Origin of the sequence: Pseudomonas sp. StFLB209 (genome assembly GCF_000829415.1) — a bacterium.
In the GTDB taxonomy this organism is placed as follows: domain Bacteria; phylum Pseudomonadota; class Gammaproteobacteria; order Pseudomonadales; family Pseudomonadaceae; genus Aquipseudomonas.
The window spans coordinates 681,490-702,355 of the sequence record NZ_AP014637.1 but is presented as its reverse complement, the minus strand read 5'-3'; the positions used below and the strand labels follow the sequence as shown (position 1 = coordinate 702,355).

The window sequence follows — 20,866 nt, the reverse complement described above, 5'->3', positions numbered from 1 at the left end:
AACCGACCGATTGCCGCATCATGTATCGGGTTTGTAAAAAGTTGCTAACGTTGTGCCGGTACAATCAGCCTCTGATTGATCAGGCTGTCAGTATGCGTGCCAAGAACAAAGTGATCTCATGACTTCCACTCCGCAGCAGGCCGCCACCCAGGCGCCTCTGGTTTCGATCATCGCCCCCTGCTACAACGCCGAGCAGTATCTTGAAGCTGCCATCGACAGCATCTTCGCCCAAGACTACGAAAATTTCGAAGTCATCATCGTCGATGACGGCTCCAGCGATAACAGCATTCCCATGCTGCAAGCCTTGCAGGGCAAATATCCTTTCCAGCTCTACACCCAGGCCAATCAGGGCGTCAGTGCCGCGCTCAATCACGGGCTGCAGCATGCCAAAGGCACTTATGTGTCCACCCCTGATCTGGACGACATCATGCTGGCGTCTTCAGTGCGCATCCGCGCCGAGTACCTCGACCAGCATCCCGAGGTCGGCTGCGTCGGTGCGCTGATCAGCTACATGGACTGCGCTGGCAACGACATCAAATCGCAGAGCCGCGATTACATCGAGCGTCAGCACTTCGACGAGATCGTCCGTGGTGCCGTGGTGGTCGGTGCGCCCACGGCGCTGTACCGCATGCAGGCGTTGCGCGAAGCCGATGGCTACGACCCGGCGATCAAGGTCCAGGACTTCCAGATAACCCTGCGCATTGCCCGGCAAGGCTATCGGATCGACGTCCTGCCGGTGGTTGTCACCCGTTACCGCCGGCATGCCAACAACCTGTCGCGCAAATACCGGGTATTGCTCGATGCCGACCTCAGAGCGCTTGAGCCTTATCGCGATCACCCCGAGTATCAGCACGGCCGCACGTTAGCGCTGCACAAGGCCCTCAAGTATGCGGTGGTGTCCGACAAGCGTCATGCCTGGAGCCTGCTGCGCTCGATCCCGCTCAAGCACATGAACCGCACCACCTGGCGACGTTTCAAGCGTCTGGTTCTACATTGGTAAGCGTTGTGTTCAAGATCCCCGGAGCCCCATGAAATTCCTTGAACTGCTCAAAGAACGAAAAACAAGAAAGCGCCTGCGCAGCATGGACAAGCTGGACAGGTCGGCGGAAAAGATCAGGCTGCGCTACCCGCGTTATACCGTCGGTGTGGGCACCTACGGGATCCCCGAGGTGCTGGAGTTTGGTGATGACACGGTCCTGAAGGTCGGTTCCTACACCTCGATTGCCGACGGTGTGCGGATTTTGCTGGGCGGCGAGCACCGTACTGACTGGCTGACCACGTATCCGTTTCCGGCGATGATCGACAAGCTTGAAGACATCAAGGACTACGCGCCCAGCAAGGGTGATGTAGTGATCGGCAGCGACTGCTGGATTTGCGCCGATGCGGTGATTCTGTCCGGCGTGACCATCGGCCATGGCGCGATTGTGGCGGCCGGCGCGATGGTGACCCGCGATGTGCCGCCTTACTCGGTGGTCGGCGGCAACCCGTGCAAGTTCATCCGCTGGCGTTTCGAAGAGCAGGTTCGCGAAGAACTGCTTCAGGCCGCCTGGTGGGACTGGCCGGTGGATGAGGTCAAGTCAGTGGCGCGAACCCTGTGCAGCGCGGACCTGCAGGCTTTCCTGACCTATATCCGGCGGCGCAAGGCAGCCGAGGCTGTACCGGTTGGTTGAGGTGCACAATTCAAAGTGCTATGAGTGAATGTCGACAGACCCGCAAGTTCTGGCAGAATACGGCATTGGCCTGACTCGTCCAGGCAGTCTGCTAAATGAAAGAGGGCGTTATGAGTCAAGTGAGCATCAACTGGGACACGCTGGGTTTCGACTACATCAAGACCGATAAGCGCTTTCTTTCCTACTGGCGTAACGGTGAGTGGCAAGCCGGTTCGCTGACCGAAGACAACGTTCTGCACATCAGTGAAGGCTCCACGGCCCTGCATTACGGTCAGCAGTGCTTCGAGGGCCTGAAGGCCTATCGCTGCAAGGATGGCTCGATCAACCTGTTCCGTCCTGACCAGAACGCCCAACGCATGCAGCGCAGCTGTGCGCGTGTGTTGATGCCGCAAGTTCCTACCGAGATGTTCATCGAGGCCTGCAAGCAGGTCGTCAAGGCCAACGAGCACTTCATCCCGCCTTACGGCTCCGGTGGTGCGCTGTACCTGCGTCCGTTCGTGATCGGTGTGGGTGACAATATCGGTGTGCGCACTGCGCCAGAATTCATCTTCTCGATCTTCTGCATTCCGGTCGGCGCTTACTTCAAAGGCGGCCTGAAGCCGAACAACTTCGTGATCTCCGGCTACGACCGTGCCGCCCCGCAGGGCACCGGTGCGGCCAAGGTCGGCGGCAATTATGCTGCCAGCCTGCTGCCAGGCTCCGAAGCCAAGAAGAACAGCTTCGCCGATTGCATCTACCTGGACCCGCAGACCCATTCGAAGATCGAAGAAGTCGGCTCGGCCAACTTCTTTGCCATCACCGCTGACAACAAGTTCGTAACCCCGCGTTCGCCGTCGGTGCTGCCGGGTATCACCCGTCTGTCGCTGATGGAGCTGGCCAGCAGCCGTCTGGGCCTGACGGTCGAAGAGGGTGACGTGTTCATCGACAAGATCGACCAGTTCAAGGAAGCCGGTGCCTGCGGTACTGCCGCGGTGATCACGCCAATCGGTGGCATTTCCTATAAAGACAAGCTGCATGTATTCCACAGCGAGACCGAAGTCGGTCCGGTCACCCAGCGTCTCTACAAAGAGCTGACCGGCGTACAGTCCGGTGACGTTGAGGCGCCAGCAGGCTGGATCGTCAAGGTCTGAGTCGCTGAACCGGCTGTAGCAAAAAGGGAAGCGCAAGCTTCCCTTTTTTATTGGGCGTTATCAGGCGTCTGGCGTGGCCTCTTCTTTGGCCGGCCCGAGGATGATCGCCAGATGCCGCAAGTCGTCCAGCTCCAGGCTGAAGCTCTTGCCCGACGGGCTTTTCACCAGCGTGCCCAAGGCATAGACCGTGAAGAACTTCACCTCAGCGGCATGGCTGAGCAGCTCCTCGATGTAGCGGCTGGAGCGATAGGCCTGCATCTGCGCCGGTGACACATACAACGTCACCCGCTTGCCATCGAGGCGGTCATAGAACTGAAACTTGAAGCCCTTGCCGTAGCGCTTGTCATCGACCAGCCCGCCGCCGTACAGCACCCGACTGTTGTCGCCTTCATGGGCGTACTTGATGTGGCGGAAATACGAGCGCAGGGTGATTTCACCCTGCCCGGCAACGCGCAAGGTCAACTGCTTGAAATCCTCATCACTCAATTCAGCCCGGGCCTGACGGTAGAAGTCCACCAATCGCTCCAGATTGCTGGTGCGGGTTTCGCTGTAACGCGGCGTGGCAGGTTCTTTGACTTGGCCAACGGGTTCAGGCGCGGCTGGCCGGTCCTCTGCTTTGCCGGTTGGCACGGCGCCAGAAGGCTCCTTGAGCGGCTGCTTGAGGCTGGGGTCGAACACGTCGATATTGTCGTCGAGCTTGCGCCGCGCCTGGCGCAAACGCACCTGCGGGTCAGGGCTTTCGCTGACATCGGGCTCTTGGGCGCCATCGCTGTCATCGACCCACTCGCAAGCGCGATCATGCTGATGATGCGGGTTGGCACGAAAGTGTGCGGCCACGAAGGTAGGGTTGTCCTGTGGCTTCACGTCATAGCGCACCCCGGTGACTTTCACGCCTTGGGCCCGACACACTTCACTGGAGCACAGGAATTCGAAGCGCTTGCGCGGCGGTTCCTGGGAGAAATATTCCCGGCGTGCATCGACGATGGTCAGCTCTTGCTGCAGTTCGATGCAGAACGCACGGGTGATGGGCTTGCCGGGTTTCATGCCTGAGGTCTTCCTGATCTGAAGCGTTCAGGAAAGATTGGTAGGTTTGTCCAGCCACCACAAGCTGTTTCTGCCGTATCGGTCTGGCAGACGGGCAGCGAGCCAGATAGCCCGCCGCCCCGCCCCGTCAGCCCTTGATCACGCCGCAGGCATAACGATCACCGCCACCGCCCAGCGGGGCAGGGTGGTCAGAGTGGTTATCGCCACCGGCATGGACCATCAAGGCACGGCCTTTGATTTCGTCGAGCTTTTTGATACGCGGGGCCAGGACCGGGTACTCGGCCTTGCCGTCAGCGGTCACGTAGATCGCCGGCAGGTCGCCCAGATGCCCCTTGTCGTCGTATGGGCCCAAATGCTTGCCGGTGTTGGCCGGGTCAAAGTGACCGCCGGCTGCCAGAGCGGCAACTTTTTTGCCATCTTTCTCGGCCGCGTCGCAGCTCGGGTTCTGATGGACATGGAACCCATGAATGCCGGCCGGCAGGCCACTGAGTTTCGGGGTGAACAGCAGGCCGTACTGGGTTTCTTCGACATGCACGCTGCCGGCCGCTTTAGGCGCGCCATCGGCGCTGACGATATTGACCGGGACGTCCAGTGAGGCCGCGTGAGCGCTAAGGGAAAATGCACCGAGCAGACCGAGCCAGAGAGTATGTTTCATAGGCGTTCAACACATCCTGTTGTTTGTGAATCGAAAAAAGTAAGCACCGACACCTTACCGGTTCTGTTTGGGCAGCCGGATGAAGATATTGGTTCAACCTGTCCTGCCGTCGCATCAATGCCTCGTGGCAGGGCGAAGCGGGTGAAGTTTGGCTAGGCTCAGCTCAGTCATCTGAGCGGTTGATGCCACCCGCCACTGGGAATAACCGGCTCGGTGCAATCATGAAAGACCCCTACGCCTTCGGGTTTTACAGTGCTTGTCTTGCCCTCATCGTGCTGGTCTGCGCGGCCATGCTCAGCGCCGGCTCCGGCCAGGCCTATGCGGTCGTCGACTCGGCCTCGGCAGTGATCGGGGCGCTGGCGGTCAGTGGCATTGCCGGCGTTGCCTTCGCCGCCTATGGCACCTGGAAGCGCGATATCCGGCAGAACAAGACCCTGAGCATCATCTGGGACGCCAATGTGGCGTTTCGCGAAATCGAGATCGGCTTCAATGAGTGGTTCTTCGGCCCCGCCACCGAGCAGCGGATGGCATCCGATCACGCGCGGCTCATCGCCCAGCTGGCCGTTAGCCCCTTTGGCCTTGCGCTACGGGCATTCAAGAAACAATGCATCCTGCTCGACAAAATGGTGGTTCGTGACGACTGGCGCTGGGTCAATCACGCCGCCGAACTCGACATGCTGGCGCGGGCGCTGACGGTAGAGTTCTTCGGGCCGGTAACCAAGGGGACGGTCAGGCCGGGCATCGTGGATTTTCTGTTCCCCATCGAAGGCCATGCCCGGCAAAGAACCCAGGCCGACTGGGAGGTGCTGATGGACGGCATCGAGCAAGAACTGATGGAACTTGAACAGCGCCATGGCTGATGGTGCACAGGGTTGTGGGTTAGGATGCCGCCTTTACGTTCGCAAGTAATGAGCGCGAACAGGGCAATTTGAGCATCTACCGATGACAGGGATACAGGAATGAGAAAAGGAATTGTAGGGTTGGCAATCCTGCTGCTCAGTGGTTGCGGCACCATCAATACAGTGTTTCGTGATGATGAGTACAGTGGTCGCGAACTGCGCAAGCTCAATACTCATTGCGATGAGATCGCCCGGGTTTACAGCGGTGTTACTTACACCTTCTGCCAGTTGAACGCCAAACCGGCCAGCAACACTGACAAGAGTGGCGGGCTGCTGGCCGGTGTGCTGCTTGATGGCGCAATATCTGGAGTGCTCGACACCGTCGTGTTGCCTTACACCCTCTATCGCCAGATGGCCGACGGCAACATTGTGATTCCCAACTCGACCTGGCAACCAGGCAACGTCAAGTGAGCCTGTTGCGGACTGCTGCGCGGCCTGCATCCTTGATATGGCATTGTTTTGCTGGATGATTAGCTGGCAAAATGCTGTTACTTATCGCGTTGTCACCGCTTCGCAAATGACACCCGAATCTACCTATCGCTGGCAGCGCTGATGTTCAGGCTGGCCGGTTGGCTCAAGTGCAAAGCAGGAATTTATGGATACAGCCACAAAGGACGGTGTGCACACCTGGACGTTTGGTAATCAGATCTGGCAGCAAACCCCTGATGGCCGTTTCTCGTTGCGCAGCATCGCTGGCGTAGACACTGGCGATTGCCTGGTCGATCTGGACTATCTCGCCGGTGCCCGGTTGGCACCCGGTTCTTCCAGTCAATACCTGCCCGCAGCCTTCAAGTTCTGCCCCAGTAGCGGCGAGCCGCTGCCTGCTCCTGCCTGGAATGCCCGAAGCTGTTGGCTGCCGCCTTATGGTGACGGTAGTGGCTCGCGGGTGATCGCCGATGGCCAGTGCGCAATGGCGCAGAAGATTGTGTCTGGCGTGTTCCAGCGCTTGCAGCGCAGCGGCGCTCGCGATCTCAACGACAGCAAAGAAATCATCGAACTGCCGCGCATGAACGGCTTGAACTTCTTTGTCGCCAATGTGGGCGGCTACCGCGATGCGTTGTTCGCATTGGGTCGTGAAGGCAGCCTGTTTCTGTGGTTACGCGGCGCGGGTAAATGGCAAGAGCTGCATGCCGAGAGTGTGCCAATCGGGCGTACTCGGCTGGAGAACTGGGCCTGGTCAGTCAGCCTGCTTGCCATTGATGGGACCAACGCCTTGTTTTTGGGCGGTGAAGAGGGGGCGGTCCTGATAAAGGTCGACCCGGTGTCTCTCAAGTACCGGACCCAGCGTAAAGAGGGCCGGGCACTGGCTGGGCCTGGGGATCTGGAAGATCGTGCCTGGCTACCGCTGGTCATGAGCGATGGCAGCGTGCGCTTGGTCAGCCCGACGAATACCGGCTGGGAGCACTACCCGGTCGCTGATGCTGATCCGCAGCGTATGACCCGGCTTTCAGCACCCGTGCGCGATCCTTCTTCACGACGTTTGCTGTGGATTGGTGAACACGGTTATTTGAGCCTGCGTCAGGGCATGGCCGTGCAAGCCCAATGGCATCCTTGGCCAGATGGCGCCACGGCATACCCTGAGCAAGGCCCGCCTTTTCGCGATGGCAGTGGTTTGTGGCAGCAAGTGTCCAGCGATGAGCGCCTGAGCTATCTGCAACTGGATGTCGGTGCAACCGACCCGTCCCGTCCGGTGAAGGGCTATCGGCTGGGCACCGGGCACCTGAGCTTTAAATACAACATCCGCCTGGAACGGCCATGGGATGAACACGACGAAAACCTCGAACCCACGACCCGCGAAGTGGTGTATCCGTTTGTCGAGTTCACCGCTGAGCGCCTGCTGTTGTCGATGCGAGCCCAGCAGAGCCGCCCGCTGGATGAGTTTCTCCAGAGTGAGCAGAAAGCCGATGTGCAATATCGGCTTGATCAGGTTGGCGGCATTGGTTTTGCTTTGAAGGCGTTGGTCAGCGAACCCTGGAAAGCCCAATGGTTCTTTTTCGATAACGCGATGTGGCTGTACATCGATTCCAGTGGAGCGCTCTACCGATGGAAAGCCGAATGAAACAGCTGATGCTTCGCGCCGCTACGCTGATGTTGGCGTTGACCTGCGCCACGGCCTCGGCGCAGCCGCTGCGCCAAGTGTTTCTGGTACAGAACTCCGGCTGGATGGAGCCGTTCTACGTGGACCCGGCATCTGCGTTCAAGCCTTTGGTCATAAAACTGGCGGCCACGGCGGCGGGTGACGGCGAAGTCGTGGTCGGTGGCTTTAACCAGGCCGACAACTCGCACCCCTCGCCGCAATGGACTTACCGGGGGCCCGGTACCCACGGCAAGCTGGCTGAAAGCGTCAACCAATTGAACCTGGCGCGCAAGTCGGGCGGCGCTTACGCAGACACCGATTTCAAGGAAGCGTTGCTGGCTGCAATCACCACCGGCCTTGAGGGTCGTGAAGGGATTGTGTGGATCATCACCAACAACAAGAACAGCCCGAACAACAGTGGTGAAACGCAGCTCAAGAACCGCGAGTTCTATGACTTGCTGCACAAGGATGAGTCGATCAGCCGGATTGCGGCGTTCCCACAGAAGATGCCGGTAAAAGGTCCGAACTATCAAGCCAATGGCCTGATGATCTATGCCTTGGCCTATGGCAAGAGTGCCGGTGCTGCGCTGGAACAGGTATTGGCTCAGCCGGCCTTGTCCAGCCTGCTCAACGACAATCATGTGCGGCTGAAACCACTGACGCGATCGGCGGTGCGTTTCATCCCCACTGGTGTGCAGGACACCGAGGACGTCAGTGCTGAGCTGGCGCCTGATCAGCAGACGGTGGTGCTCAATATCAAGGTCGACAGCTCACCTAAAACGGCGGTGCTGTTGGGGCAGTTCGAGAATCAGTTCAACCCCTACCAGATTCACGATGCAAAGATCGACATGGCGCTGGACATGCCGGGCGAAGCCTTGCAGTCGAGTATTTCGCTGGCGCGCATCAGTGACCTTGAGCCCGGCGCACGTTCCGCGCCGTTGGCGATCAGCCTGCAATTGCCGCCTTTGCCGTCTCAATGGTCCAGTGAAGTGATTTTTTCCAGCGGCTATCAGCGTTCTGGCGCCATTGAAGTGCGTTTGAGCGAGCAGCAACTGCGCATTTCTCAGGATTTCGTCAAACGCATGAACGAACTGTTTCCCGGTGATGCCTTGCCGGATGTGTTCGTGCCCTCAAGCGACGCCAGCAGTTCGGCAACGCGTCTGCCAATCGTGTTGCAAGTCAGCTACCCGTTGGGGCCTGTGCTATTGCTGCTTGGCTTGTTCGTGGCGTTGTTGATCGGTTTGTTGCTGCTGCTCGCCATGCTGGGCGGCAAGAAAACGTTCACCGTTGCCGTGGAAGGCATGACCCAGCCTTATCCACTCAAACCGTTTGCCAGTGTGGGTGTCTATGACGCCCGTCAGAACAAGGTCGCAACGTTGAAACGTGGCCTGTTCGGTGCGCGTCTGCAAGACCAGGCCCCTGATATCGCTGTGCGTCTCAAGTAATTCACTCTCAAGTCTCTCAAGGAAGTTTTTCAAATGGCCCAGACCAGCGCACTGCCAGCCCCGATCCAAAGCACTACCGAGGCAGCAGCTCCGGCAACCACCACAAGTACTCTTGCCGCGCCTGTACCGCTGGACTTGGGACCGAAAAAAGTCGACAGCCGCGATGCGCTGATTGGCGTTGCCGTGCTGGTGGTGCTGGCGATTGTCTTCTTCGTGATCAAGAACGCTTACGCCAACTGGCGGGTGCGTGAGCGCGTGGCGCCCAGCCGTGCCAACGCCTCGGCCTGGTTTCTGTTCCTGGGGTTGCTGATGGTCGCAGCCATGGCCGTGCTTGCCGTGATCAATTCGGGCCAGTTCCTGGCGCCGTTGTATTTCGCGCCGCTCGGTGCTGTGGCAGCGATCTCGTTGGTGGCTTGGCTGATGACCTTCTCTGCCAAGCGCTGAGCAAAGCGCTTGCCATGACCACGGCATCTTGCGGCCGTGGTTGCCTGTACTGAATATCTGGATCAATGCCGAGCCACTCGGCCTGCCCGGCCCGGGCACATGGAGTTTTCAATGAGCGACACTGCACAGCCAACCGGCGCGACGGCAACGACCCCCATCGTCGAGAAGATTCACCCGACGCTGTTCATCGCCCTTGGCGGTACGGGGATGAAGGTCAACATCCGCGTGCGCCGGCGTATTCTCAATGCCATCTGGGGCGGCAATAGCCAGGTGCAGCAGATCGCCGATTTCCCGGTGGTGCAATTTGTCAACTTCGACCTCGATTCCGGCGAAGTCACTCAGGACGGCAAGTCGGTGAAAACCGACGTGCTGGCCGAGCAGGTGAGCTTCACCTCGGAAGAAAAGATCATCGAGCAGCTCAACCTGAGCAAGTACACCCACTCCATCGACGAGCTCAACCGGCACCGCGAAGTGGCCGAGTGGTTTCCGCTGACCCCGGAAAAGATCCGCCATCTGGGCATCGACCCGTCCAAGGGCGCCGGGCAGATTCGCGCTTTGTCGCGCCTGTACTTCTTCGACAAGTACCCGACCATTCGCGACAAACTGCGCGACAAGGTCGGCCGCCTGCTGAGCAATATCGGTGCCCAGGCCGACAAACTGAAAAAACTCGGGCTGGAAATCGAGCCTGGAAAGATCCGCATCGTGATCACCGGCTCTGCTGCTGGCGGCACCGGTTCGGGCTCGTTTCTGGACATGGGCTACCTGGCCAAGGCGATTCTTAAAGAGAGCAACATCGCCGGTAAGGTCGATCTGTTTTTTGTATTGCCCGGCGGCTTTCATGCCTACAACACCGAGCGCGTGCAGGCCAACGGCTATGCGGCGTTGATGGAGCTGGAAACCTGCATGCGCGGCAATCCATTGCTCAAGCACTGGGACGCCACCGATAACCTGTTTATCGACACGCGCCCTTACGATGATGTCTACATCATCGATAACACCAACATCGCCCAGGCCAAGACCAGCGATCAGGAAGACATCTACGAGATGCTCTCTGACGTGTTGTTCACCGACTTCACCTCGCAGGACTTCGCTAACAAGAAGCGCTCGATCGCGGTCAACCAGAACCAGCACAAGATCCGCTCTTATACCGTGCGTCTGCCCCAGGACTACGGTGACAACACCGAGTTGCGCTTCCCGTGCAGCTACTCCTCGATTGGCCAGGCAACGCTGGACACTCGCATCGACGCTCGGCAGAACGTGCGCTTGTGCCGCCAGGTGCAGCAGATGCTCAAGGCATTTTTCGGCGTGGCCAGTGCGGCTGCCGGCGGCAACCGGCCTACCGATAAAGAGCGCGATGAGTTTCTCAAAGAACAGCTCAACGTGACCCCGCGCACGTTCACCGAGTTGCCCGAGTTTCTGTCGCGTGTTGAGCTGACTGTGGCAACGGGTGAGTTTACCCATTATCAGATCGCTGACGACTTGTTGCAGGTCGACGGTGACATCAGCGTCACTGGCCAGATCGAGCAGAAAGTCGAAGCTTTGTTTGAGCGCCTGCAAAGTGGTGGCGCGGATAAAGAGCAGTGGTTGACCCATGTGCGTGAAATCCAGCAGCAGCTGGAGCGCGACACCAAGGGCAGCTCGGTGGACAGCGCCGAGCGCAACCACGAAGTGCGGATTCGTGAAAATCGCTTCAAGCGACTGGCTGAACTGACCCGCGAAGATGCCTTGCCGGAAAAACTGTTCCGCCGTCTGGACGACGACGAGCGCGGTGGCCTGGATTACACCCTGGCCTTGGTCGAAATGCTCAAGGACCGTCTGGAAAACGAGGGCGGCGGGATTATCCCGGCGCTGGAAAAGAACGCCGCGCGCTTTCGCGAACTGTCCGAGAAGCTTGAGTCTGCCGAACTGGCACGTGAGTTCGAGCGCCTCAAGGAAACTACCGACAAGGGCTTGTTTGCCCGCCTGAGTGGTAAAGACAAACAGGCCGACACGGTTCTGGGACAGATCAAAGACACCCTGCGCGAAAGCCTGTTGTTCTATGTCCGCTTTATCGCGGCCCGCGAAGCTGCGTTGCTGCTGCGTGATGTTTCCGAGTGGCTGGGCCGTAAAGAGTCGGTGGACCACAACGGCCAGCCGGTCTGGAATGGTTTTGTCGGTCGTCTGCAAGATGGCCGCAACGCGGTCAACCAATTGCTCAAACGTATCGACACCGATATCGCCAAGATCGACGCCAGCATCAAGGAGGAACACGCCACCCTGATTGCGCTGACGCTGGTGCAAAACAGCGAAGAAGCCATGGGTGAAAACCCGGACGTGCGTGAGTGGGCCAAAGACGCGTTCAAGGATTTTGGCGGTTCCAAAGTGCTGTTCGGCAAGCTGCAGACCGAAGAAGGCCAGGAAGAGTTGCTGTCGAAACTGCGTAACAAATCGGTACAGCAATTGCCCCGGCAGGCTTCGGCCGCTGACCCGCTGATGGCCGCGTTAGGCGCCCTGAACCCGGATGAGCAGCGCGAGAAATTCCGCCAGTTGCTGCAGCGTGCCATGCCGTGGACGCCGCTTAACCTCACTGGCGGTTTCAATATCAACAAAGACCGCTACACCTGCCTGATCGGCGTCAACGACGCCAGCGAATTCAAGCGGGTTTACGGTGCGATGCTCGGCCAGTGCCTGCCACAAGGCACCGGTTTGAACGCCGGGCAGATTCAGTTTGTCGAGTCGGGCACGCCGGGCAAACTGATCTGCTTCACCGAGTTGTCGGGCTTCCCGATGCCGGCGCTGACCCCGTTGCCGACCTACCTGGCCAGCTACCGCAAGGAAAGCACCGCGATCCCGCTGCATGTGCACAAGCGCATCAGCCAGTTCGTGCAACCCATCCAGTTTACGCAAGAGCAATACCGGCAGTTTGCAGAAGACTTCAAGCTCTACCTGCACGCCATTGCCTTGGGTGTGCTCAAGCGCCTGGACAACAACCTGTACGAGTTCTACATCGATAAAGAAGACTTCACCATCGGTGATGAGTTCTCGATTCGCCAAAGCGGCTTCAAGCCGGTGCATCGCGGTGACATAGAGAATCAGGTGCGCAGCCGCACCCAGCGTCTCAACGATGCTCAGGTTGCCGCGTTGGTCGTGGTGTTCGACGAGATGAGCCGCAGCGCCTATAAGGCGCAGAAGCGTATTGACGAGCAGGGCGCCTCCGAGTCGTTTCAGTCGTTCCCGTTCAAGATTGCCGAACTGCTCAAAAATGAATACAAGGCGCGCCTCAAGCGTCAGGTTCCAGGTCAGGAAGACCATCTGGTCCGTAGTGCAGAGGCGGCGTTGGGGCAATTCAGTCAATTTGTGGTCGGCTCACGTGCCGATGTTTATCACGACGAAGTCCATCCTGAACACGCTGAAAAAATCAGCGTGCGCAATGAGTTCTTCAATGAGGGCTGGCTGGATAACCTGCTCAATGCCCAGACACCCGCAACCGCGCCGGTCGCTGCGCCAGCCGTTGCCGCACCGCCACCACCGCCGGCCCCGGGCGGCTTCGCACCGCCGCCACCACCCGCTGCGCTGCCGCAATACAGCTACCACTTGAGTGTGGCCGGCAGCACCTACGGTCCGTACACCACCGCGCAATTGCAACAGTACGTGCAAAGCGGCCAGGTAACCCGCGACAGCCAGTTGTGGCGTGAGGGCATGGCCGGTTGGCAAGGCGCCGGGCAAATCGTTGAGCTGGCCTCACTGTTCCAGCCACCGGTCGGCGGCCCGCCAGCGGCAGCCAGCATTCCACCGCCACCGCCAGTGAGTTGAGCCATGTCTGAGACAGCCAAAGCCTTGCAGTTTCCTGCTGCCTGCCTGAACAACATGTGTGCCCAGCCACTGGCGGGGCCGGTGAATCACTGCCCGTTCTGCGGCACGCACATGACGCGTGCTGCGCCGGTTCTGCGGGTCGTACCGCCTGCGCCAGTCCCGGTGCCTGCGGCAACATCCGCCCCGGCGCCTGCGCCTGCTCCTCAACCTGCAGCGGCACCTGCCGCAGCAGCGCCGACACCGCCGCCTCCAGCTCCAGCTCCAGCTCCAGCACCTTTGCCAGCAGCCGATACTGCGGCGCCTGTGCCGCCGAAGCGGCGCATGAGCAAGATCGGCCTGGCCCTCGTTGCTGTTTTGGGCGTAGGTGCTTATGGCTTGCAGCAGCTGGGTAACAAGCATGACCAGCAACAGATCGAGCAGGCCATTGCGGCCGGCAAGAACTGCCTGGGTAAAAAAGACTACCGCTGCGCCATCGACAATGCCGACAGCGCACTGCAGAAAGACCGCAACGAACCACGTGCCCTGAGTCTCAAGCAACAGGCGCAAGCCGACCTGGCCCGACTGCAGAAGGTCGAAGATGACAAGCAGGCCCGGCTACAAGCCGAAGCCTCACAAAAGGCCGCCGCCGAGCGTGCTCGTCAGGAGCAGGCCCGCGCGCAAGCGGCTCAGGACGAGCTTGAAGCGCGGCGCAGAAGCGAAGAGCTGGATCGTCAGGCTCAGGAGTTGCGTGAGCAGCGCGTTGAAGAACAGCGTCGGCGCGAACAGCTTGCTCAAGAGCAGCAAGCTGTTCGCGAGCAACGTCAGCGTGCTCAAGAGCGTGCGGCTCAGCAACAGCGGGCACAGAACTCAGGTAACTATGTCGCTCCGCCGAATGCGTTCAACCGCCCGGCGTTCAACGCCTCTTCCGGCAGCAGCACTGACGATATCATTCGCCAGGGTCAGCAGATGCAGCAGTTTCAGCGTCAGCAGCAACAACCGCAACGGCAGAATAATCAAGGGCAACAGCAGCAGAATAAAGACGTGATCCGCTCGATTATCAATTGATCACCCGATAGAGCCCTGGCTGTATGGATCCCCCTGTTTACTGGGGGATTCTATGAGGCTCAAGCCGTCAAATGCTCAAACAGAATCGTCCCGCCCACAATCATCAGCACCACGCCGCCGACAATCTCGGCTCGTTTACCGGCCATCGTGCCGAGCACTCTCCCAAGCATCACGCCGATGGTCACCATCACTAGCGTCGCCAGACCAATCGCCGCTGAGGCAACCAGAATGTTCACGTCGACAAATGCCAGGCCCACCCCCACTGCCAAGGCGTCGATGCTGGTTGCCACGGCGGTAACGGCAAGGATGAACAACGAGTGCTGGCTGGATCTTTCCTGTTCTTCCTCACCGTCGTCTTTCACGCCGTTGTAGATCATGTGCAGGCCCAGGCCGATCAACAGGGTGAAGGCAATCCAGTGGTCCCAGTCGGCGACCCATACTGACGCGGCGCGGCCGATGGCCCAGCCAATCAACGGGGTGATAGCTTCGATGACGCCGAATATCAAGCCGGTGCGCAGGGCTTCGAGAAAGCGGGGTTTGTGCAGTGCGGAGCCTTTGCCGATGGCCGCTGCGAAAGCGTCCGTTGACATGGCCAGAGCGAGGAAGATAAGGGCAAACGGGGTCACGGTTTACGTCCAGCCGGGCTATGAGTCAACGACACGGCAACGCGCCCGGCTTTAGGCGTGTGCAATGTCGCTGGTCTCACCAACCTAAAAGGTGTTCGTACCACGGCTGACATGCCGAGAATGTTGATACGAACGCCAGCGATTGCTCGCTGACAGGCTACTCCCCAACGGAAGCGGCGATTATATACAAACCTGGATGAACGGCGGGTGAAGTTTTTTTGGGTAAGCCAGGTTCTTCAGGTTCGCCTTTATTCGCGCCGACTACCATCATCTTCATTGCTGGGTCCTTGCCTGCTGCGTTACGCAGGCATACAAGCGCAGCGAGGCAGGAGGGTAACCGACGGAGTGTGTCGAATCTTGTCTCTGCTCAGGATACGCTGACCCTTGGGCGCTTTTTTGTCGGGGGCGTCAGCAATTGCCGTTAGAGTGTCAGTTGATAGCACCCGTTAGCGAGGTATCTGTAAGTGCAGGACGAAGCAAACGCATCCTCAGCCAAACCGCTGCACCAGCACGTGCTGGACGCCATGGCGTGTTTTGAGGGCATCAAGGATGAGATGTTCGATGAGCTGATTCAGATGGCCACCGTGCATTTCGATGTGCCGATTGCACTGATTTCGATTCTTGAAGACAGCCGCCAGTGGTTTCTGGCCCAGTCGGGCATGAGTGTCGGGCAGACTCCGTTGATCGACTCGTTCTGTGCGCGGGCTATCTTGACCAATGATTTTTTTCAGATCACTGATGTGCTCAGTGATCGGCGTTTTCGCGATAACCCGTTGGTACAGGGCGATCCGGGTATTCGCTTCTACGCGGGCTACCCATTGGTGACTGGCGATGGCGTGCCGCTGGGCATGTTCTGCATCATCGACACCCAGCCGCGTGACAGCCTCAATGCTGAGCAACAGACCATGCTCAAGCAAATAGCCAAAGTGGTCATGTTGCGCATCCGCGACTTGCGCGAAACCAGCTATGTTGACGCCACCATCGGCCTGTTCAACCGCCTCAAGTTCGAAAAAGACGTTGAGGCGTACCGCAACCGTGACGAGCCGCTGACGGTGATCGCTGCCGACATGATCTCGCCGGCGTTCCTCAATGAAATCGTCAAGTCGCTGGGCTACCCCTTTGCAGCCAAAGTGATGTTGCTGCTCAAGGACAAGCTCAAGGCCATCATTGGCGAGCGCGACCTGTACAAGATCAGCCCCACGCGCTTTGGCTTCATGGTGCCGGGCAACGGCGATATCACAGACTTGATCGATCAGCTTTCCAGAGAAATCGAGCAGCCGATCGAATGTTCCGGTATCCCTCTGCAACCGCGGGCCGGGTTGGGCATGTTACGGCTCTGCCGTGGCGACTGGCATGAAGACTGGCTGCGTTGTCTGGTCAGTTCGGCTGACCACGCCCGGCACAAGGGCAAGGGCTGGGTGTACTTCGAGCCAGAGCTGGATCGGGCCCAAGTGCGTGCGTTTACCTTGCTGAGTTCGTTGACCATCGCGGTAGAGCGTGAAGACCAGTTCTTTCTGGAATACCAGCCCAAAGTGGATACCCATACGGGCCGGATGTGTGGCGTCGAGGCGCTGCTGCGCTGGCGGCATCCGGAACTTGGTTTGATCAGCCCCGGTGAGTTCATCCCGCTGGCGGAAAAGACCCCGCTGATTGGCAAGATCAGTCTGTGGGTGGCGCATCATGCGCTGGAGCAAGTGGTTGTATGGAAGGCGCTGGGGCATGACTGGCCGGTGTCGATCAACGTCTCGGCCGCCGATATGGCCAACTCGGCCTTCGTCGAGCACTTGATCGGCTTGTTGCGTGAGAAAACCATTGAGCCGCATCTGCTGGAGCTTGAATTCACCGAAGGGGCATTGATGATCAGCCCGCAGGTGACTCACCGTAATCTGGAGCGCATCCGTGACTGCGGCATTCATCTGGCGATTGATGACTTCGGTACGGGCTACAGCAACTGGACTTATCTGAGAACCTTGCCGGCCACGACGGTGAAGCTGGATCAATCGTTCATGCGCGATGCATGCATCAACCCCAAGGACCGCGCAGTGGTGATCTCGATCATCCAGTTGGCGCAGACCATTGGCTACAAAGTGGTCGCAGAAGGGGTCGAAACCGCAGAATTGTACGAATTGCTCAAGGAATGGGGCTGCGACCAGATTCAGGGCTACTACATCGCCCGGCCGATGGGGCCGCAAGCGTTGCTTGCGTGGGCGCGGCAGGCGCAGGACTAGCCATCCTGCCAGACCCTCTTTTTTGAGGTCAGGCTCGTGCCTACATAAATCAATGGGTTAGGTCGATGCTGAGAAAAAGGGTTCCCGGCCCGGAATCAGCACTTTTCTCTTTTAAAACGTAGGCTTAAAGAGCAGAGTGTCTACTTCACTGCCGTATAGGCAGCTTCGCAACTAAAGCCAATACTGGTCAGTTAGACCGGTGGGAGCCAGTTTGCTGGCGAAGGCGGCGGCACATTCGCAGCAGTTGCTGTGACTTTACCGGCCTCTTCGCGAGCAAGCTCGCTCCCACCGGGGGCATACAGTACCTGAGCGAACAGTATTGCAACTTAAGCCAATACTGTTCGTCAGGCGCTATAACTCTGTGGGAGCGACCTTGGTCGCGAAGAGGCCGGCGGGTCTGGTTGGGGCCTTGTGGGAGGGAGCTCTGCTTGCGACAGGGCCAGTAAAATCGGCACATCTGCTGTGGATGTAACCCTGCAGTCGCCAGCAGAGCTGTCTCCCACGGACCTGGCCGGTCTTAACTGATCGGCATTATTCCTGCCATGCCCTGTGCTTGCTGCTCGAAAGAAAGGGAGTCTCTTGCAGGTTGCCCAGCCAACACTCATGGCCTGGTCATGAAGATGACCAGGCCATGTTTGCTCAGTGCTGCGGCTTCGACGGTTCCAGGGTCGTCTTGGCCGTATCGTGACCTGCATTCAGGTTGGCGCGGATATCACGCACCTGATTGGCCGTCACGGCACCTGCATTGTTCGACCAGCCCTGGCGCAGGAAGCTCACCAGGGCGGCGGTCTCGCTGTCGTCCATCCGCCAGGCGAAGCCTGGCATTGGCAGCACGGCGGGGGCGCGGGCGGTCGATGGGGTGGTGGTGCCGGCCAGGATCACGTGGATCAACGCGGTCGGGTTGTCGGCATTGATGATGGTCGCACCGTCCAGGCGCGGGAACACCCGCGATGCGCCTTCACCGGCGACGAAGTGGCAAGCCCCGCAGTTGTCCAGATACAGACGCTCACCCAGGGTCAGGTCCTTGGCAGCGGTCAGCTTGGCCGCGGTGGCCGCGCTACGCTGCGGGTCGTGCTGGTAGGTGGCCTGGCTGGCTGGCAGCGACTTGAGGTACGCGGCAATGGCGTGCAGGTCGGCGTCGGTCATGTGCGAGGTGCTGTTGGCGATCACGTCGGTCATCTCGCCGCCTACCGAAGCCTTGGCGTTGCGGCCAGTGCCCAGGTAATCAACCAGCTCTTCCTGGGTCCAGTGCGGCATGCCGCGCAGGCTTGGCACCGACCAGCCATTGAGTTCGCCACCGGCCAGGTAGGTCGCGCTTTTCTCGTCCAGGCCGCGCTCCTGCATGGTCAGTGCCCGTGGCGTGTGGCACGAGCCGCAGTGGCCCAGGCCCTGCACCAGGTAGGCACCGCGGGCGATCTGCGGGTCTTTGCCATCGGTCGATACCTTGAGCGACACGGCGGCATCCTCCGGCAGTGGCGAGAACAGCGTGCGCCAGTAAGCCAGAGGCCAGCGGATCGACAACGGCCACGGAATGTCATTGGCCTTGTTGGCCTGTTTGACCGGGGCCACGCCATTCATGAAGTAGGCATACAGCGCCTGGGTGTCTTCATCGCTGGTGCGTGCATAGGACGGGAACGGCATCGCCGGGTACAGCGCCGTGCCGTCGTGGTTGATGCCACGGCGTACCGCTTGCTCGAACTGACCGTAGGTCCAGCCACCGATACCGGTGTCTTTGTCGGGCGTGATGTTGGTGGCATAGATGGTGCCGATCGGTGACTCGATGCCACGGCCACCGGCAAACTCCTTGCCGCCGTGGGCGGTGTGGCAGGCCACACAGTCACCGGCGCGGGCCAGGTATTCACCTTTCTTGATCAGCTCGGGGGTGACCGGCTGGGTCAGTTGCGCGGTTGCATCACCGGAGCGGTTCAACAAGCCTGCGACCAGCCAGCCGAGCAGCGCCAGGACCACACCCAGCACCACCAGGGTGAGCAATAGGGAACGGGATTTGGATTTCACTTTTCTCGCTCCTTATGCCTGCACCAGCGGGCCGGGGTTTTTCAGGTACTGTTCCTTGATCGCCTGCGCTGCATACAGGGTGATGGCGCCGATCATGGAGGTGGGGTTGGCCTGGAAGTTCTGCGGGAAAGCGTTGCCGCCCGGCACGAATACGTTGTGCACGTCCCAGCTCTGCAGGTAGCGGTTCAGCGCGCTGGTCTTGGGCGAGTCGCCCATCACTGCGCCACCGACGTTGTGGGTCGAGACGTACTTGGTCAGGTCCCAGTGCGAGTCCATGCCCAGGAAGCTCTCGGTGTAACTGTCGGGGCCGAGTTCCTTGGTGATGTCCAGGACGATCTTGCGCAGGTACTGCTGCAGTTTCAGCTCGTTCTGTTTCCAGTCGAAGGTGATCCGTGCCAGCGGCAGGCCCCAGCGGTCCTTGTAGTTCGGGTCCAGGTCCATGTAGTGGTCGCGGTACGACATACAAGTGGTGGTGATGCTGACCTTCATCGAGTGGCCGTACCAGTCGACCATGCCTTCTTTCCAGCCCTTGCCCCAGTCGGCGGTGCCGGCCGGCAACGAGGTGCCGATAGGCGCGCCGGTGGCTTGCGAGCTGTGAATCTTGGCGCCGCCAATGAAGCCCGCCGCGTTGCCGTCGAAGTTGCCCGGCGATACGTCGTTGAACATCTGCCCGGTGGCACCGGCGGTGGCGAACGGGTTGAAGAACTTGTCTTTGAAGAACAGCGTCGCGTTACCGTTGCTGAGGAACGCGTAGTTGCGGCCCACGGTGCCGGTTTCAGTCACCGGGTCATACGGCTGGCCGATACCGGAGAGCAGCATCAGGCGCACGTTGACGAACTGAAAGCCCGCCAGCACCACGATTTTCGCTGGCTGGAACACAGTGTTGCCGTCGGCGTCGGCATAAGTCACGCCTTTGGCGGTCTTGCCGTCCGGGTGCAGCTCGACCTTCAGGACGTTGGCGTTGACCTTGTAGTCAAAGTTGTCCATGCGGTTAAGCGCATCCATCACGGCGGTCTGCGGCGATGCCTTGGAGTAGTTCAGGCACGGGTACTTACTGCAATAGCCGCAGTAGTTGCACGGTGCGATCTGGTTGCCGTACGGGTTGGTCCACGCCTGGGAGACGTTGGCCGACGGGTTGGGGAAGGGGTGGTAACCCAGCTTGCGCGCCACGTCGGCGAACATCGAGCAGTTCAGGGTGTCTTTCAGCGCCGGCAGCGGGTAGGGGTTGGAACGCGGGCCTTCGAACGGGTCGCCGCCTTCCATGATCTGCCCGCGCAGGTTGCCGGTGTTGCCCGACAGGCCGCAGATCATGTCGAATTTGTCGAGGTACGGCTCGATCTCTTCCCAGCTGAACGGGAAGTCGCCGATGCGCATGTCGTCCTGCAACACGCCCTTTTTGTAGGCCTGGTCGGCGTAGGTCTTGAGCTTGATGTCGGTCGGCGTCGGGCGAATCAGCACGCCGGTCCAGTGCAGGCCCGAGCCGCCCACGCCGGTGCCCGGTTCGAAGGCGCCCCACTTGCGGGTCGGCAGCGCCATGCTGCTGGTGTTGTGGCGTACGGTCATGGCCGCATCTTTGGGGGTCGCCATGATCTTGTTGCGCACGCCGTAGGCGTACTGGTCAGCCGGTTTGGGGTAGGCGAAGTCCTTGTTGGTACGGTCTTCGCCGCGCTCCAGGGCGCGGACCTTGAGGCCCGCCTGGGCCAGCTCGATACTCATCAACGAACCGGCCCAACCCAGGCCGACTACGACGACATCGACTTCGTCATTGGTAATGTTTGCCATAAAAACCTTGCTTG

At 59.6% G+C, this 20,866-nt stretch carries 16 protein-coding genes; 11 read left to right on the top strand and 5 right to left on the bottom strand.

Annotation, left to right across the window (positions count from 1 at the left end; translation table 11 throughout):
* Nucleotides 1-118 precede the first annotated feature (118 nt).
* From PSCI_RS03265 to PSCI_RS03255, 3 genes are all read left to right on the top strand, one after another.
* Complete coding sequence (locus PSCI_RS03265) at nucleotides 119-1,000, top strand: glycosyltransferase family 2 protein (RefSeq protein ID WP_045482763.1); 882 nt, start codon at nucleotides 119-121, stop codon at nucleotides 998-1,000.
* A gap of 28 nt (nucleotides 1,001-1,028) precedes the next feature.
* Nucleotides 1,029-1,670, top strand: coding sequence for a CatB-related O-acetyltransferase (locus PSCI_RS03260; RefSeq protein ID WP_045482760.1), 642 nt, complete (start codon nucleotides 1,029-1,031; stop codon nucleotides 1,668-1,670).
* 110 nt (nucleotides 1,671-1,780) lie between these two features.
* The gene (locus tag PSCI_RS03255) at nucleotides 1,781-2,800 is read left to right on the top strand and encodes a branched-chain amino acid aminotransferase (protein ID WP_045482757.1); all 1,020 of its coding nucleotides are present in this window, start codon (nucleotides 1,781-1,783) and stop codon (nucleotides 2,798-2,800) included.
* A 60-nt stretch (nucleotides 2,801-2,860) separates the two neighbouring features.
* On the opposite strand, the gene PSCI_RS03250 is transcribed toward PSCI_RS03255, so the two are convergent.
* Together PSCI_RS03250 and sodC are read right to left on the bottom strand one after the other, a co-directional pair.
* On the bottom strand, nucleotides 2,861-3,844 hold the full coding sequence (locus tag PSCI_RS03250) for a hypothetical protein (protein WP_045482755.1): 984 nt from the start codon (nucleotides 3,842-3,844) through the stop codon (nucleotides 2,861-2,863).
* A gap of 127 nt (nucleotides 3,845-3,971) precedes the next feature.
* Entirely contained in the window at nucleotides 3,972-4,499 is a 528-nt protein-coding gene (gene sodC / locus PSCI_RS03245) for a superoxide dismutase family protein (protein WP_045482752.1), read from the bottom strand.
* Between the two features lie 221 nt (nucleotides 4,500-4,720).
* On the opposite strand from sodC, the gene PSCI_RS03240 reads away from it, so the two are divergent.
* From PSCI_RS03240 to PSCI_RS03210, 7 genes are all read left to right on the top strand, one after another.
* Nucleotides 4,721-5,359 (top strand): hypothetical protein, encoded by a 639-nt coding sequence (locus PSCI_RS03240; RefSeq protein WP_045482749.1) that lies wholly within the window; start codon nucleotides 4,721-4,723, stop codon nucleotides 5,357-5,359.
* A gap of 99 nt (nucleotides 5,360-5,458) precedes the next feature.
* On the top strand, nucleotides 5,459-5,809 hold the full coding sequence (locus PSCI_RS03235) for a YceK/YidQ family lipoprotein (RefSeq protein ID WP_045482746.1): 351 nt from the start codon (nucleotides 5,459-5,461) through the stop codon (nucleotides 5,807-5,809).
* A gap of 184 nt (nucleotides 5,810-5,993) precedes the next feature.
* Nucleotides 5,994-7,457, top strand: coding sequence for a hypothetical protein (locus tag PSCI_RS03230; RefSeq protein ID WP_045482743.1), 1,464 nt, complete (start codon nucleotides 5,994-5,996; stop codon nucleotides 7,455-7,457).
* Nucleotides 7,454-8,920: a hypothetical protein gene (locus PSCI_RS03225; protein WP_144403184.1), complete on the top strand. Its 1,467-nt coding sequence runs from the start codon at nucleotides 7,454-7,456 to the stop codon at nucleotides 8,918-8,920. The genes PSCI_RS03230 and PSCI_RS03225 overlap by 4 nt, the downstream gene beginning before the upstream one ends.
* A 33-nt stretch (nucleotides 8,921-8,953) precedes the next feature.
* Complete coding sequence (locus PSCI_RS03220; protein WP_045482737.1) at nucleotides 8,954-9,364, top strand: hypothetical protein; 411 nt, start codon at nucleotides 8,954-8,956, stop codon at nucleotides 9,362-9,364.
* Between the two features lie 111 nt (nucleotides 9,365-9,475).
* On the top strand, nucleotides 9,476-13,156 hold the full coding sequence (locus tag PSCI_RS03215) for a tubulin-like doman-containing protein (RefSeq protein WP_052483344.1): 3,681 nt from the start codon (nucleotides 9,476-9,478) through the stop codon (nucleotides 13,154-13,156).
* 321 nt (nucleotides 13,157-13,477) lie between these two features.
* A complete protein-coding gene (locus tag PSCI_RS03210; RefSeq protein WP_045482734.1) occupies nucleotides 13,478-14,200 on the top strand; it encodes a hypothetical protein in 723 nt (240 codons plus the stop codon).
* A 59-nt stretch (nucleotides 14,201-14,259) separates the two neighbouring features.
* Here the strand turns inward: PSCI_RS03210 and mntP are convergent, their stop codons facing one another.
* The gene (gene mntP / locus PSCI_RS03205; RefSeq protein ID WP_045482731.1) at nucleotides 14,260-14,826 is read right to left on the bottom strand and encodes a manganese efflux pump MntP; all 567 of its coding nucleotides are present in this window, start codon (nucleotides 14,824-14,826) and stop codon (nucleotides 14,260-14,262) included.
* Between the two features lie 464 nt (nucleotides 14,827-15,290).
* On the opposite strand from mntP, the gene PSCI_RS03200 reads away from it, so the two are divergent.
* Nucleotides 15,291-17,054, top strand: a complete 1,764-nt coding sequence (locus tag PSCI_RS03200; protein WP_231906356.1) for a sensor domain-containing phosphodiesterase — start codon at nucleotides 15,291-15,293, stop codon at nucleotides 17,052-17,054.
* Between the two features lie 639 nt (nucleotides 17,055-17,693).
* Here the strand turns inward: PSCI_RS03200 and PSCI_RS03195 are convergent.
* Nucleotides 17,694-19,070 (bottom strand): c-type cytochrome, encoded by a 1,377-nt coding sequence (locus PSCI_RS03195; RefSeq protein ID WP_052483343.1) that lies wholly within the window; start codon nucleotides 19,068-19,070, stop codon nucleotides 17,694-17,696.
* A gap of 12 nt (nucleotides 19,071-19,082) precedes the next feature.
* Nucleotides 19,083-20,852: a GMC family oxidoreductase gene (locus PSCI_RS03190; protein WP_045482728.1), complete on the bottom strand. Its 1,770-nt coding sequence runs from the start codon at nucleotides 20,850-20,852 to the stop codon at nucleotides 19,083-19,085.
* Nucleotides 20,853-20,866: the final 14 nt, after the last annotated feature.

Bases quoted from the DNA above. Each gene is read 5' to 3' on its own strand.
- PSCI_RS03265 (WP_045482763.1), top strand. From the start codon at position 119: ATGACTTCCACTCCGCAGCAGGCCGCCACCCAGGCGCCTCTGGTTTCG.
- PSCI_RS03260 (WP_045482760.1), top strand. From the start codon at position 1,029: ATGAAATTCCTTGAACTGCTCAAAGAACGAAAAACAAGAAAGCGCCTG.
- PSCI_RS03255 (WP_045482757.1), top strand. From the start codon at position 1,781: ATGAGTCAAGTGAGCATCAACTGGGACACGCTGGGTTTCGACTACATC.
- PSCI_RS03250 (WP_045482755.1), bottom strand. From the start codon at position 3,844: ATGAAACCCGGCAAGCCCATCACCCGTGCGTTCTGCATCGAACTGCAG.
- sodC (WP_045482752.1), bottom strand. From the start codon at position 4,499: ATGAAACATACTCTCTGGCTCGGTCTGCTCGGTGCATTTTCCCTTAGC.
- PSCI_RS03240 (WP_045482749.1), top strand. From the start codon at position 4,721: ATGAAAGACCCCTACGCCTTCGGGTTTTACAGTGCTTGTCTTGCCCTC.
- PSCI_RS03235 (WP_045482746.1), top strand. From the start codon at position 5,459: ATGAGAAAAGGAATTGTAGGGTTGGCAATCCTGCTGCTCAGTGGTTGC.
- PSCI_RS03230 (WP_045482743.1), top strand. From the start codon at position 5,994: ATGGATACAGCCACAAAGGACGGTGTGCACACCTGGACGTTTGGTAAT.
- PSCI_RS03225 (WP_144403184.1), top strand. From the start codon at position 7,454: ATGAAACAGCTGATGCTTCGCGCCGCTACGCTGATGTTGGCGTTGACC.
- PSCI_RS03220 (WP_045482737.1), top strand. From the start codon at position 8,954: ATGGCCCAGACCAGCGCACTGCCAGCCCCGATCCAAAGCACTACCGAG.
- PSCI_RS03215 (WP_052483344.1), top strand. From the start codon at position 9,476: ATGAGCGACACTGCACAGCCAACCGGCGCGACGGCAACGACCCCCATC.
- PSCI_RS03210 (WP_045482734.1), top strand. From the start codon at position 13,478: ATGAGCAAGATCGGCCTGGCCCTCGTTGCTGTTTTGGGCGTAGGTGCT.
- PSCI_RS03190 (WP_045482728.1), bottom strand. From the start codon at position 20,852: ATGGCAAACATTACCAATGACGAAGTCGATGTCGTCGTAGTCGGCCTG.